This window comes from Paraburkholderia azotifigens (assembly GCF_007995085.1).
Lineage (GTDB): Bacteria > Pseudomonadota > Gammaproteobacteria > Burkholderiales > Burkholderiaceae > Paraburkholderia > Paraburkholderia azotifigens.
In genome coordinates this window covers 590854-603906 of the sequence record NZ_VOQS01000005.1, presented here as the reverse complement: position 1 = coordinate 603906, position 13053 = coordinate 590854, and the positions used below count along the sequence as shown (strand labels likewise).

The 13053-nt window shown below is 64.0% G+C and carries 11 protein-coding genes and 1 pseudogene; 10 read left to right on the top strand and 2 right to left on the bottom strand.

Annotated elements, in window-relative coordinates:
- Nucleotides 1-65: 65 nt before the first annotated feature.
- Nucleotides 66-1334: a hypothetical protein gene (locus FRZ40_RS34555; RefSeq protein WP_147237191.1), complete on the top strand. Its 1269-nt coding sequence runs from the start codon at nt 66-68 to the stop codon at nt 1332-1334.
- A gap of 175 nt (nt 1335-1509) precedes the next feature.
- Here the strand turns inward: FRZ40_RS34555 and FRZ40_RS34550 are convergent, their stop codons facing one another.
- Entirely contained in the window at nt 1510-2631 is a 1122-nt protein-coding gene (locus FRZ40_RS34550) for an ABC transporter ATP-binding protein (RefSeq protein WP_147237190.1), read from the bottom strand.
- 261 nt (nt 2632-2892) lie between these two features.
- On the opposite strand from FRZ40_RS34550, the gene FRZ40_RS34545 reads away from it, so the two are divergent.
- The 9 genes and pseudogenes from FRZ40_RS34545 (at nt 2893) to FRZ40_RS34505 (ending at nt 12103) form a co-directional block, all read left to right on the top strand.
- Nucleotides 2893-4245: an ABC transporter substrate-binding protein gene (locus FRZ40_RS34545; RefSeq protein WP_028370251.1), complete on the top strand. Its 1353-nt coding sequence runs from the start codon at nt 2893-2895 to the stop codon at nt 4243-4245.
- A 25-nt stretch (nt 4246-4270) separates the two neighbouring features.
- The gene (locus FRZ40_RS34540; RefSeq protein ID WP_240057425.1) at nt 4271-5206 is read left to right on the top strand and encodes a carbohydrate ABC transporter permease; all 936 of its coding nucleotides are present in this window, start codon (nt 4271-4273) and stop codon (nt 5204-5206) included.
- Complete coding sequence (locus FRZ40_RS34535) at nt 5203-6108, top strand: carbohydrate ABC transporter permease (protein WP_147237189.1); 906 nt, start codon at nt 5203-5205, stop codon at nt 6106-6108. The genes FRZ40_RS34540 and FRZ40_RS34535 overlap by 4 nt, the downstream gene beginning before the upstream one ends.
- A 49-nt stretch (nt 6109-6157) precedes the next feature.
- The gene (locus tag FRZ40_RS34530) at nt 6158-7138 is read left to right on the top strand and encodes a sugar-binding transcriptional regulator (protein ID WP_147237188.1); all 981 of its coding nucleotides are present in this window, start codon (nt 6158-6160) and stop codon (nt 7136-7138) included.
- 9 nt (nt 7139-7147) lie between these two features.
- Nucleotides 7148-7894: an SDR family oxidoreductase gene (locus FRZ40_RS34525; protein WP_028370247.1), complete on the top strand. Its 747-nt coding sequence runs from the start codon at nt 7148-7150 to the stop codon at nt 7892-7894.
- Nucleotides 7895-7968: 74 nt separating this feature from the next.
- On the top strand, nt 7969-9009 hold the full coding sequence (locus FRZ40_RS34520; RefSeq protein WP_028370246.1) for an NAD(P)-dependent alcohol dehydrogenase: 1041 nt from the start codon (nt 7969-7971) through the stop codon (nt 9007-9009).
- A 68-nt stretch (nt 9010-9077) separates the two neighbouring features.
- Nucleotides 9078-9910 (top strand): annotated as a pseudogene (locus tag FRZ40_RS34515) (zinc-binding dehydrogenase); the annotation flags it as partial.
- Between the two features lie 146 nt (nt 9911-10056).
- Nucleotides 10057-10311 carry a hypothetical protein gene (locus FRZ40_RS44580; protein WP_167528723.1) on the top strand — a complete coding sequence of 85 codons (255 nt, stop codon included), beginning with the start codon at nt 10057-10059 and terminating at the stop codon, nt 10309-10311.
- A gap of 139 nt (nt 10312-10450) precedes the next feature.
- The gene (locus tag FRZ40_RS34505; protein ID WP_028370244.1) at nt 10451-12103 is read left to right on the top strand and encodes an FAD-dependent oxidoreductase; all 1653 of its coding nucleotides are present in this window, start codon (nt 10451-10453) and stop codon (nt 12101-12103) included.
- Between the two features lie 20 nt (nt 12104-12123).
- Here the strand turns inward: FRZ40_RS34505 and FRZ40_RS34500 are convergent, their stop codons facing one another.
- Nucleotides 12124-12867: a GntR family transcriptional regulator gene (locus tag FRZ40_RS34500; RefSeq protein WP_147237186.1), complete on the bottom strand. Its 744-nt coding sequence runs from the start codon at nt 12865-12867 to the stop codon at nt 12124-12126.
- Nucleotides 12868-13053: the final 186 nt, after the last annotated feature.

Here is a 13053-nt window from a genome sequence, read left to right as displayed (position 1 = left end):
ATCGTTCGCGTCCTTTCGACCTGCCAGGATGGTGAGCGTCACATGTCAGCTTACGGAGAAAATCCATGCCCACGTCCATCAAGGGCCCTGCAGCGTCGCCCGTCCGCTCGACGCAGACGGGCCAGTCCAGTCACACGGCGGCGTCGACATCGCCAGTGGCGGGTCAGAAGCGCAAGGCGCCGGGCGGGCCGCTGAGCGGCATGCCCGCGGCCATCAGGCAAAAAACGAGCGCGAAGAAGGACAATGGACGGCAGGACTCCGCTGCATGGCAAGCCGAGGTGAAGAACATGGGCGCGGCGGGGCCCGGCCTGCCCGCTTCAGCGGGCGGAAAAAAGCTCACGTCGTTGCACGACGCGGGTGCCGCGCTGTCCAGGCAAGAGCAGACCGGGCAATTGATCCAGCACCCCGAGCATCGGCTGGACTCGCCCGTCAGCGCGTTCGGAAAGGCGAACGCGGGCAATCTGTTCCCGAAAGATGCGGCGCAACATGCCGGCGATCATTCGCCGTCCGTGTCGGCCGTAAAGGGTTCGAATGCGGATGAAACACGAATCTTGCGCGGCAAGAATCCGCAGCAGGTTGCCGGCGGCTTCAACGTCAAGGAGAACGACGTGCCCACGCTGCAATTCCATTCGAAAAACTTTGCGGACAAGAACGGCAATCACGATCTGGTCAAAGATTCGGCGGCGCACAGCACGTTCACGTCGTTGCGCGAAATGCACAACGCAGGCGAATCGAACACGTCGAAAACGGCGCCCAGGAACATGGACGAACTGCTCGATAACACCGCGCGCGCCTACTCGCCGTATAACGCAAAAGGCGAACACGTCACGAAGCCGGTCGATCCGAACCAGCCGCGCTTTTCGTCGGGTCCGGCTCAGGCAGGCGCGCACCAGGGCACGATGCCGGGCGACGTCCGGCAAGGCAAATACGACAGCAAGGTGGACGAACTGGCGCAGCAGCGGCGCGCCGAATTCGCGCAGGAAAACCCGTTGCCGCGCACTAACGTATTCGCGCCAAACAAGCGCGGCGCGGAATTGCACCGCTCGGAAGCGGGCGTTGCGCCGCTGGTCGGCCAGCAGATGATGAACATGTGGCATCGCGAAAACCGGAGCTGGACACCGGACGGACCCAACCCGACGCTGCCGCCACGGGCGGCCGGCACGCACGAGACCCGATTGCCGCTGGGCGACCGCATCGCGCAGCGGCAGAATGAGGCACAGAAGCAATGGGCCGCCTTGTCGCCCGCCCAGCGCGACGCGCAGGAAGCGCAGGTAAAGGCCAATGTGCAGAGTCTCGGCAAGCCCGCCGACGATGCGATGGACGTCGACGCTTAAGGCCTGTCTGTTGCAGAGAGCCGTCATGCAACGCCTGGTTACAGAGGCGATGCGTGTCGGCGTTCCGGCATAACCTCTTCGACCAGGCGCGCCGATATCTCAACGTTTCGCGCCTTCGCCGCTCGCGCTGCCGGGCCGTCACACATGAGACTCGAATATGAACGCCGCTGCCCGTTCAGCTCACCCGCAACTCATCATCATGAACGACGCGTTCGAGTGCCGATCCGTCTTCAAGGAACAGATGCACATGCCGGATCGAAAATCCCGCGTGCAGGCGTTGCCCTTCCTCCGCGGTCGATTCGCCTGAACCCTTGACCTGAATCACGCGTTCATCCGCGAGACGCACATGCAGCAGCGTTTCGCTGCCCAGATGTTCGATGACCATCACCTCGCCCGTCAGCGCGCTATCCGCATTCCCGTTTGCCGATTCGATGAAATGCTCGGGGCGAATGCCGAGCACGAGCGTTTGCCCTGCTTCGACGGCTTCGCTGTTGCACGGCACGTCGAGCGATGCGCCTCCCGGCAGTTCGACCGTCAGGTGCTGTGCATTCTTCTTCTGCACACGGACATCGAGGAAGTTCATCTTCGGCGAGCCGATAAAGCCCGCGACAAAGCGATTGCGCGGCGTGCGATACAACTCCAGCGGCGAACCGATCTGTTCGACCTGGCCATGATTGAGCACGACGATGCGGTCGGCCATCGTCATCGCCTCCGTCTGGTCGTGCGTGACGTAGATCATCGTGGCGTTGAGCTGCTTGTGAAGCTTGATCAGTTCGAGACGCATCTGCACGCGCAGCGCGGCGTCGAGATTCGACAGCGGCTCGTCGAACAGAAATACTTTCGGTTCGCGCACGATCGAGCGTCCGATCGCCACGCGCTGCCGCTGGCCGCCCGACAGCGCGCGCGGCCGCCGCTCCAGCAATTGCCCGATCTGCAGAATCTCTGCCGCGCGATGCACGCGCTCCTTGATCTGCGCTTCGGGCAACTTGATCATGCGCAGCCCGAATGCAATGTTCTCGTACACCGACATATGCGGATACAGCGCATAAGACTGGAACACCATGGCGACGCCGCGCTGCGACGGCTCCAGCTCCGTCACGTCTTCGCCTTCTATCACGACGTGACCTGAATCGATCCGCTCGAGCCCGGCAATGCTGCGCAACAGCGTGGACTTCCCGCAACCCGACGGTCCGACGAACACGAGAAATTCGTGTTCCTTCACGTCGATGTCGACGCCCTTCAGCACCTCGGTACCTGCGAACGCTTTGCGGATCTGCTGCAGATGTACGGCACTCATGCGTGTCTCCTGCCCATGTCTTGCTCCATGACGGGTGCGCGACATCACGCAGCGGGCCGCTCGGACACGCTGCCGCGACGCACCATGCAGAACTTGACGATTTTCTTCTTGACAACAGGTGTGCGCCAAAATATACATTTGTAAAACGCAAATTACAAGTGAAACGAAGAGGGCACGCCGTACCCTTGCACGCGTTCATCCCGTTGCCGATGCGCGCCGCCGAAGTTATCCGTTGCTCAAGAACAATCAAGGAGACGAACGATGAAGAAGCGCTTTTTGCAGCCCACCGCCATTGCGTTCTCGATTGCCGCGGCGTCGCTGCTCTGCGCTGCCAATGCGGGTGCGTGGACATTGAAAGAGGCCGCGCAACCGTATTCGGGCACTACGATCAAGGCGATCTTTCTCGATCGCCCCGGCTACAAGGCCGCGCAAAAGCTGATTCCGCAGTTCGAGAAGGAAACGGGCATCAACGTCAAGTGGGAAGTGATCCCGTACGAAAACACCCGCGAAAAGGAAGTGCTCAACTTCGTGGGCGGCGGAGATCAGGACGTGGTGCTCGTCGATGTCGTGTGGATCGGCGAATTCGCGAGCAACAAGTGGCTCGTGCCGATCAAGACGTTCACGGACAACCCCAAGCTCGCCGATCCAAAGCTGAATCTGCCCGGCTTCTTCCCGATCCTGCTCGACTCGTTCGGCTCATGGGACAAGGTCACCTACGGGTTGCCGTTCGATAACTACTCGGGCCTGATGTTCTACAACAAGTGCATGTTGAAGGATGCGGGCTTCAGCGAGCCGCCGAAGACCTGGGACGAACTGCTGAACACCTATGCGCCGAAACTCACGCAGCCGGGCAAGAACCAGTTCGCCTTTGCATTGCAGTCGCGGCGCGGCGAAACGCAGTCGGCGGATAGCTTCATGCGCGTGCTGTGGCCGAACGGCGGCTCGCTGCTCGACGCCAGATTCAAATCGAACCTGATGTCGCCGCAATCGCAGGCGGGTCTCGAATACCGGCAGAAGCTGATGAAATACATGCCGCCTGGCATCGTCGACTTCGATCACGCGGAGGCCGTGAACGCACTCGCGCAAGGACAGGTTGCGATGATTACCGAATGGTCGGCGTTCTACCCGACGCTCACCGACCCGAGCAAGTCGAAGATCGGCAACTGCCTCGCGATCACCACGGAACCGAAGGGACCCGCGGGACTGAAGCCTGCGCTCGGCGGCTTCTCGCTTGCCGTCAACGCGAAATCGAATGCGAAGAAGCAGGCGGCCGCGTGGCTCTTCATCCAGTGGATCACGTCCGAAGACATGGCCAAGCCGTATCTCGAAGCGGGCGGCGTGCCCGCGCGCACAGCCGTGTATCAGGACAAGGCCGTGCAGGACAAGTACCCGTTCGTGAAGCCGATGGTCGAGTCGTGGCAAGGCGGCGTGCCGGATTATCGTCCGCGCTTCCCCGAATGGCCGGCTGTGTCCGAAGTAATCGGCGAATGGGGCACCAAGATCATGCTGGGCCAGGTGTCGGTGAAGGATGGCGCGCAAACCATCGGCTCGAAGACGGAGGAAATCCTCAACAAGGCGGGCTACTACAGCGGCAAGAAGCCTTTGCTCAAGTAACGGCTACGGATTGACAGGAGATTCGATGTTGAACGGCACCGCGCAACCGGACAACGGCGTGACACGAGGACGGCCCCGCCCGCGGGTCCGTCTGCCTGGCTCGCCCGCGTTCTGGTTTCTGATTCCCGCGATCTTCACGCTGGCGGCCATCGGCATTTATCCGCTGCTGCTGGCGCTGTATAACTCGTTCCATCAGTACAAGCTCGCGGATCTGGCGTCGGGCACGCCGTTCATCTGGTTCGACAACTACACCGCGACGCTCACGGACCCTTCGTTCTGGGGCGCGCTCGGACGCACGGCGCTGTTCCTGTGCGTCACCCTGCCGATCGAAGTCGCGCTCGGCCTGTTCGCCGCGCTGATGCTCCATCGCACCACCTTGCCGTGGATGCGCGCCGTCGCGCGCGTGAGCCTTGTGATTCCGATGGCGACCACCTATGCCGTGGTGGGCCTGATCGGCCGGCTCATTTTCAACCGGCAGTTCGGCGTCGCGAATTACATCGCCAGCTTCTTCGGCATGCCGCCGCAAGACTGGCTCGCCGACCCGACGCTCGCCTTCGTGTCGGTGATGATCATGGACATCTGGCAATGGACGCCGTTCTGCGCGCTCATTCTGCTTGCGGGCCTGACCATGGTGCCGAGGGAAGCCGAAGAAGCCGCCCGCCTCGAAACGCCCAGGTGGAGCAAGATTCTGTGGCATCTGCAAAGGCCTTATCTGCTGCCCGGCCTCACCGCGATCCTGATCCTGCGTTCCGCTGACATGCTCAAGATGTTCGACGCCGTGTTCACGATGACGCGCGGCGGTCCGGGCACCGCGACGGAGTTCATCAGCGTGTACATCCAGCGCGTCGGTTTCCGCCTGTTCGATCAGGGCATGGCCTCGGCACAGGCGATCCTGTTGCTGATCCTGACGATCGTGCTGTCGCGGCTCTATATCCGTTTTGTCTATCGGGAGGCTGCGTGAACGCACCTTCGACGCAACGTGCAAGCAGCAATGCCGCACTCACGGGCAACGGCGGTCTGACGGCGCGCGCCCGACGCGCACGCGCCGCGCGGCGCAACGCAACCGGGTGGCATTTCCTCGGCCTGCTGGTGGTGTTCCTGTCGTCCGTCTTTCCGTTCTACTGGATGGTGACGACGAGCCTCAAGAGCCAGGCGGAAGCACTCGCCTATCCGCCCGTATGGCTCTTCAAGCCGACGTTTGCGCACTACGCGGAAGCGCTCTTCACCCATGAAGTGGGCGGCAGTCTCATCAATTCGCTGATCATCGCCAGCAGTACGACTGTCCTGTCGATCCTGCTCGGCACGCCCGCCGCGTATGCCCTCGCGCGCTACGAATTTCGCGGCAAGGAAGACCTGTGGTTCTGGTTCATCTCGAACCGCATGGTGAGTCCTGTGGTGCTCGCCGTGCCCTTCTTTTTGATCGCGACGAAGCTCGATATCGTCGACACGCACATCGTGCTGATCCTGCTCTACATCACGTTCTCGCTGCCGATCGTGATCTGGATCTGCACCGACCAGTTCCGCAACATTCCCGTCGAACTCGACGAAGCGGCGCGGCTCGACGGCGCGTCGCCGTGGCGCATCTTCTGGCGCATCAATCTGCCCCTCGCGATGCCGGGTATCGTCGTATCGGCCATCTTCGCCTTCATCTTCTCGTGGAACGACCTGCTCTACGCGCTGGTGCTGACGCGCACGGAGGCGATCACATCGCCCGTCGCGGCCACCAGCTACATGAGCGGCTATGAACTGCCGTGGGGCGAAATCATGGCGACGGGCACGCTGATCGTGCTGCCGATGGTGGTGTTCGCGTTGCTCGTTTCGGGCCGGCTCGTGCAAGGGCTGACGATGGGCGCGGTGAAGTGACGCTCTGGTATAACGGCGCGTTGCTTTTCACCGACACACAAGACCGCACATGAACAAGACCGCCCCACCCGTGATGCTGTCCGAACCCGACACCGCGATCGATGCCGAAGAGGAGTTGCAGGCGCGCGTCGCTTGGCATTACTACATCGGCAATCTGACGCAGCAGGAGATCGCGCATCGTATCGGCAGTAACCGCGCGCGCGTGAACCGGCTGCTCGCGGCGAGCCGCGAGTCGGGTCTCGTGCAGATCACCATCAACAGCAAGATCGCGCCGTGCATCGCGCTCGAAGAGCAGCTCGCCGAACGGTTCGACCTCGAATCCGCCGTCGTCGTGCCGACGGGCGCCAATCCGGAAGCGAACATGACGGCGCTCGGCATCGGCGCAGCAGGCTGTCTCGCGAAGCGCATCGAGCCCGGCGGCACGATCGGCATCGGCTGGGGCCGCACGATCCGCGCGGTGCTGCGCGCGATGCCGCAACGCTCGTACGGCGCGCTCAACGCCGTGTCGCTGCAAGGCGGGCTGTCGCATTGCCCGAGCATCAACACGTTCGATATCGTTTCCGACTTCGCGAACCTCTGTCATGCGGACGGCTATCTGTTCGCGGCGCCCATCTATGTCGGCAGCCAGAAGGCGCGCGACATGATCCTGCAGGAGGAGACCGTCCGCTCCACCTACGAACTCGCGCGCAACGCCGACCTCGCGTTGCTGACCTGCGGCGACCTGACGGAATCGCTGGTCGTCACGTATGGGATTTCGAAGCCCGACGACCTGCGGACCTTGCGCAAGGCGGGCGCCGTCGGCGACATGCTCGGCCATTTCATGGACGCGAACGGCGAGCCGATCGACCATCCGCTGAATCGCCGCACGGTCGCGATCTCGCTCGACGATCTGCGCAAGATCGACGACGTCGTGCTGGTGTCGGGCGGCGCGAAGAAATTTCACGTGACGCGCGCCGCGCTGCGCGGCCGCTACGCGTCCGTGCTCGTGACGGACGAAGACACGGCACGCCGTCTGTGCGAAGAACCCTGAGGAGCCGCGATGTCCACGCCCGACCGCAACCGCGAATTCGAAGGCAAAACGGCGCTCGTCACGGGCGCGGGCAAAGGTATTGGACGCGCCACCGTACAGCTTCTGGCGCAGCGCGGAGCGCGCGTCATCGCGCTGAGCCGCACGGCCGCCGATCTGCACACGCTGGCCGAAGAAACCGGCTGCGAAACCGTCTGCGTGAATCTCGCCGACCCCGTCGCCACGCTGAAAGCGGCCGAGGCCGCGCAGCCCGTCGATCTGCTCGTCAATTGCGCGGGGATCGTCGAGTTACAAGCGTTTCTGGACACGACCATCGAGGCCTTCGACACCATCATGGCCGTCAACGTGAAGGCCGCGATGATCGTCGCGCAGCAATGCGCGCGCAGCATGATCGCGCGGGGTGCGGGCGGCTCGATCGTCAACGTGTCGAGCCTGTCGGCCACGGTCGGCTTGCCGTTGCATGCGGCCTATTGCGCATCGAAGGCCGCACTCGACGGCCTCACGCGCGTAATGGCCGTCGAACTCGGGCCGCACGGCATCCGCGTCAATTCGGTCAATCCGGTCGTCACGCTGACGCCGATGGCCGAGAAGGCCTGGAGCGATCCCGCGAAATCCGCGCCGATGCTCGCGCGCATTCCGCTCAACCGCTTCGTGCAGCCGCTCGAAGCGGCGCGCGCGATCGCGTACCTGCTCAGCGGCGACGCTGCGATGGTGAGCGGCGTGAGCCTCGCCGTGGATGGCGGCTTCCAGGCCGGTTGAGCGCGCGGCGGCGCGCGCAGTCAGTCAGTCAGATCGATTTCGGCAGCTCAACATCTCTTGCAAAAGGAATGAAGATGGACGCACTGGTACTCGAAGGCACACAACGCATCAGCCTGCGGCCGTTCAGCCTGCCGCAGACGGTCGGCCCGCGCGACGTGCGCATCCGCATCCATACGGTCGGCATCTGCGGCAGCGACATCCACTACTATCAGCATGGACGCATCGGGCCATTCGTCGTCAACGAGCCGATGGTGCTCGGCCATGAAGCGGCGGGCACCGTCGTGCAGACGGGAGACGAGGTGCAGCATCTGAAACCCGGCGACCGGGTCTGCATGGAGCCCGGCGTGCCCGACATGGAGTCGCGTGCATCGCGCGAGGGCTACTACAACCTCGATCCGAAGGTGCGCTTCTGGGCCACGCCGCCCGTGCACGGCTGCCTCGCGCCGTTCGTGGTCCATCCCGCCGCGTTCACCTACAAGCTGCCGGACAATGTGAGCTTTGCCGAAGGCGCGATCGTCGAGCCGTTGTCGATCGGGCTGCAGGCCGCGAAGAAGGCGGCCATCAAGCCGGGCGATGTCGCCGTCGTGATGGGCGCGGGCACGATCGGCATGATGTGCGCGCTCGCGGCGCTCGCGGGCGGTTGCAGCCGCGTGATCGTCTGCGACATGGTGCCGGAGAAGCTCGAGCTGATCGGCGGCACGCCGGGCGTGACGGCCGTGAATATCCGCGAAACGCCTGTGCGCGACGTCGTGAAGCGCGTGACGGACGGCTGGGGCGCCAACATCGTGTTCGAAGCGAGCGGCAGCGAGAAGGCGTTCGACGGCATCGTCGATCTGCTCTGCCCCGGCGGCTGCCTCGTGCTGGTCGGCATGCCGCAGCATCCCGTGCCGCTCGATGTCGTCGCGCTGCAGATCAAGGAAGCGCGCATCGAGTCCGTGTTCCGCTACGCGAATATTTTCCCGCGCGCGATCCAGTTGATCGCGTCGGGCCGCATCGACGTCAAGCCGTTCATCTCGCGCTCGTTCGCCTTCGCGGACGGCATCAAGGCTTTCGAGGAAGCCGCGAGCGGCAAGCCGACCGACGTCAAGGTGCAGATCGTGATGGAGCAGGAATAGGCAGGCGGGCGCAGCGCCTGTGCGCTTCGCCCCGACAGACTCGCAATACGACCAGCGCGAGGTCGATCATGAGCGCCACTGAACATGCAGCGTCGCAGATGACGGCGATCGCCTGCCGCGCACCGAAGGATTATCGCGCCGAGCAGGTCGCGCGGCCGCGCGCCGGGCGCAACGAACGCGTGATACGCATCGCCGCCTGCGGCATCTGCGCGAGCGACTGCAAATGCTGGTCGGGCGCGAAGATGTTCTCGGGCGGTCCGAACCCGTGGGTCAAGGCACCCGTCATTCGGGCGTGTCGCTGGAAGATGCCGCCATCATCAAGCCGCTGGCGTGCGCGATTCACACCGTGAACCGCGGCGATATCCAGCTGGACGACGCGGTCGTGATTGCGGGCGCCGGGCCGCTGGGCTTGATGATGGTGCGGGTCGCGCATCTGGAGACGCCGAAAAAGCTCGTCGTCATCGATCTCGTAGACGACCGTCTCGCGCTGACGCGCGAATACGGCGCGGACGTCACGATCAATCCGCAGCAAGACGATGCGCTTGCGATCGTGAAGTCGTTGACGGATCAGTATGGCTGCGACGTGCACATCGAGACGACCGGCTCGCCGTCGGGCGTCACGCAAGGGCTCGACCTCATCAGGAAGCTCGGGCGCTTCGTGGAGTTCTCGGTGTTCGGCAGCGATACGACGACGGACTGGTCGATCATCGGCGACCGCAAGGAACTCGACGTGCGCGGCGCGCATCTCGGCCCTTACTGCTATCCGGTTGCAATCGATCTGCTCGCGCGCGGGCTCGTCACGTCGAAAGGCATCGTCACGCACGGCTTCTCGCTCGAAGAATGGGACGAGGCGATCAGGATCGCGAATTCGCTGGATTCGATCAAGGTGCTGCTGAAACCAACGTGCGTGATCGGTCGACTGCGGGGGCGACTGCGGAGGCGACTGCGGGGGCGACTCCGGGGGCGACTGTCGCGCGGCTACTCGCCACCTGGGCGGGATGAATGGTCGCGCAAGGTCATGGCTGGACGATTCTCCCGGCCGTGTGCGTGAAGGAGGAAGTCGAGCGCGGCGTGTTGTGCGCCGCGCCGCTGGCACCGCCGGGACTGCAGCGCACCATCGTGCTGGCCGCGCCCAGCGTCGCCTTCACACAGTCCATCAGCGCACCGACCACGCAGCGCACGGGTGCGGTCGCCTGGCGGCTCGTTCGAACAGGGGCACTGGCCCGACTCGCGCTGGCTGGGTTGAACGAGACGGCCGTCAGCGCGGGCACCGTGGCTGCACCGGCGAACGGGCACCCGTAGATGAACATTTGCGGCCGCAGATCCTATACTTGGCTCGTCTGTCTGTGGTCCACAGTGGTCCACAGTGCCTGCCGGGCACACAGACGACCCGGATACCCGCGGCCCGACCCTCCCGTCACTCACCTGTCTGGACGAAGCCATGCTCACCATCGACGACATCCGGGCGATTCCACTCTTCTCGACGCTCTCCGATTCCGAACTGGAACATCTCGCGCACACGTCCGCGGACCTGCGCCTGTGCGCGGGCGAATTCGCGGTTCATGAAGGTGGAGAGCGCGCGCTGTATGCCGTTCTCGCGGGCAAGATGGAAGTCATCAAGACGTTCGACGGTATCGAGCGCACATTGGGCTGGCGGCTGCCCGGAACGATTTTCGGCGAAGTGCCGCTCGCGCTGAGTTCTCCGTTTCCCGGCGCCTATCGGGCGGCAGAGGCGTCGCGCGTGATGCGCGTGGACGCCCAGCGTTACTACACGCTCGCCGCTTCGTCGCCGGAAATTGCGTTGAAGATGGGCGCGCTCGCGCGCGAGCGGATCGGCGGGCTGCAGGGCCTCTCTGCCGAGCCGCCGAAGCCTCGCGTCACCATGGTGGGCAATCGCTGGGACAACGCGTGTACGGCGCTGCGCCAGTTTCTCGCCCGCAACCAGATCAGTTGCGACTGGATGACGCCCGATGCCTCCGAACTGCCGGCGCGCTGGCCCGGCCCTTGTCCGTCAGAGGAAGACTGTCCTGCCCTGCGGCTGGCCGACGGGACGGTGCTGAACCGGCCCGCGACACGCGAACTCGCACGGCTGCTGGGTTTGCAGACGCAGCCGAGGCTTGCCGGATACGACACGTTGATCATCGGCGGCGGGCCTGCCGGTCTCGCTGCGGCAGTGTATGGCGCGTCGGAAGGCTTGCGCACGATCGTCGTAGAGCGCGAAGCGCCAGGCGGACAGGCGGGAACGTCCTCGCGCATCGAGAACTATCTCGGCTTTCCGAACGGCGTGTCGGGCGACGAACTCGCGAGCCGTGCACTGCAGCAGGCAAGGCGTCTGGGGGCCGAGATTCTGGTGACGCGATCGGTGGCGCGGATCGACGTCGGCGGGCGTAACGTTCATCTCGACGAAGGCGACGTGATCCACGCGCGAACGATCATTCTGGCGACGGGCGTCACGTGGCGCCACCTGGCAATCGACGGCTTCGACCGGTTCATCGGCAAAGGCATCTACTACGGCGCGTCGCGCAGCGAAGCGGGCGCGACGCATGGACTCGACGTCTATCTGATTGGCGGTGGTAACTCGGCCGGCCAGGCCGCGTTGTACTTTGCCAATCATGCGCGCATGGTGACGCTCGTCTTGCGAGGCGATTCGCTCGAGAAGAGCATGTCTCGCTATCTGATCGAACAGCTGCGCGGGAAGTCGAATGTGGCGGTGCAACTGCGCTCGGAAGTCGTCGGCGCACATGGCGATACCCATCTGACGGCGATCGACATACGCAATGGACTCAGTGCCGAGGAGACTCGACACGACTGCGGCGGATTGTTCGTGTTCATCGGCGCCGATGCGGAGACCGGGTGGCTGCCGGCGGAAATCGCGCGCGATGCCCGCGGATACGTCCTGACCGGGGAGGACGTGGTGAAAACGGGACGCTGGTCCCATAGCCGGGATCCGTACCTGCTCGAATCGAGTGTTCCCGGTGTGTTTGCCTGTGGCGACGTGAGACTGAGTCCCGTCAAGCGCGTCGCGTCGGCTGTCGGCGAAGGCAGCATGGCGATCGCGTTCGCCCACAAGTACCTGCAGCAGGACGCCCGGTAACACGGAGCGCGACGGCGGGCTCAGGAAGCCTGCGCGGCGCCGCCCTCGCCCCCCGGATCGGCGCCGACGGACACTTCTTCCCACGCCTGTTCGATCGCCTGCAGTGCGCTCAACACGATCGAACGGTTCAGTGCTGCCGCCAGCACGCCGTCCCGTTCCGAATAGGCCTCGCACAAGCGCTGATGATCCGCGCAGGACCGCTGCAAACGCCCCGGCAGCGACGTGCTCAGGCGGCGCAGTCGATTCGTGCGCATGCGCATCGAGTCGAGTACTTCCTTGAAGATGGCATTGCCGCAGACGCGCAGTTCCTCGTCGCGAAACGCTACGTTCGCCCAGAAATAGCCGTCGACATCGCCTTGCTCCGCCACCTCGGCAAGGCGTCGATGCGCTTGCCACAAGGCGTCGATGTCGGCCTGCGTCGCACGCTCGGCGATGGCCGTGGAAACCTGCGCGTACAGGATCGCGCGCAGTTGATAGATCTCACGCACCTCTTTCAGCTTGACGACCGAGACGCGCGGGCGCCGCCGCGGCGCCCAGTCCACGAGACCCTCGCGGGTCAGCACGAACAGCGCTTCGCGCACGGGCGTGCGGCTGACGTTGAACCGTTTCGCGAGATCGACCGAGTTCAGGTCGTGGCCAGGCAGCAGACGCCCTTCGATGATCCCGCGCGCCACCCAGTCGACGATTTCCGCCACGGCCGATGCTTCGCCGGCCGATGCTTCGCTGTCTGCATCGAGCGTGCTTCTGTCGACATTTTCGTGCATCGCAAGTGTTCCTGATTGGGCCCGGCTGAACCGGCCGGTGCTGGCGATTCTATCAAACCGCCCACTCGCGGCCCGCAGCGGCAAGGCTTTCCGCTCTATCGACCAATACCGCAAAGTGTACACATTTTCGAACCAAACATTGCGCCAGAGAGCGACTATCGGCTACGATTTGCGTTTAGTGTCGAC